This window comes from Allomuricauda sp. ANG21 (assembly GCF_040705235.1).
Classification (GTDB): Bacteria; Bacteroidota; Bacteroidia; order Flavobacteriales; family Flavobacteriaceae; genus Flagellimonas; species Flagellimonas marina.
The window spans coordinates 1-922 of sequence record NZ_JBFCVT010000008.1 but is presented as its reverse complement, the minus strand read 5'-3'; the positions used below and the strand labels follow the sequence as shown (position 1 = coordinate 922).

At 57.2% G+C, this 922-nt stretch carries 1 pseudogene; it reads left to right on the top strand.

Going from position 1 to position 922, the window contains the following annotated elements:
* Window positions 1–922 (top strand): annotated as a pseudogene (locus AB1A65_RS09095) (hypothetical protein); the annotation flags it as partial.

Genomic DNA, 922 nt, shown 5'->3' with positions numbered 1-922 from the left:
CAGCCTTTCGATAGAGGACGGCAACAACGTTGACTTGAGCGGCTACCTTGACAACACCGACGACCAGGCCCTCAGCTTGGCCGCTGGCAACATATTGACCTTGGAGGACGGTGGCACGGTCGATCTGACCCCATTCCTGGACAACACGGACGACCAGGCGATCACGGCCTTCAGCCTTGACAATGCCACGAACATATTGACGCTGACCTTGGAGGACGGCGGCACGCAGACGGTCGACCTGTCGGCACTGGACAACAGTGGTTCGGACGACCAGACGCTCACCCTGTCGGGCAACAGCCTTTCGATAGAGGACGGCAACAACGTTGACCTGAGCGGCTACCTTGACAACACCGACGATCAGGCCCTCAGTTTGGCCGCTGGCAACATATTGACCTTGGAGGACGGTGGCACGGTCGATCTGACTCCATACCTGGACAACACGGACGACCAGGCGATCACGGCCTTCAGCCTTGACAATGCCACGAACATATTGACGCTGACCCTTGAGGACGGTGGCACGCAGACGGTTGACCTGTCGGCACTGGACAACAGTGGTTCGGACGACCAGACACTGGCCCTCTCGGGCAACAGCCTTTCGATAGAGGACGGGAACAACGTGGACCTGAGTGGTTACCTTGATAACACTGATGGTCAGACCCTCTCATTGAGCGGTTCCGATCTATCGATAAGTGGTGGAAACACCATTGACATCAGTTCCATAGATACCGATGACCAGACGTTGACCCTTTCGGGAAATACACTCTCGATAGCGGACGGTAACTCTGTCGACCTATCGGCACTGGACAACAGTGGTTCGGACGACCAGACGCTCACCCTGTCGGGCAACAGCCTTTCGATAGAGGACGGGAACAACGTGGACCTGAGCGGCTACCTTGACAACACCGATGACCAGGCCCTCAGC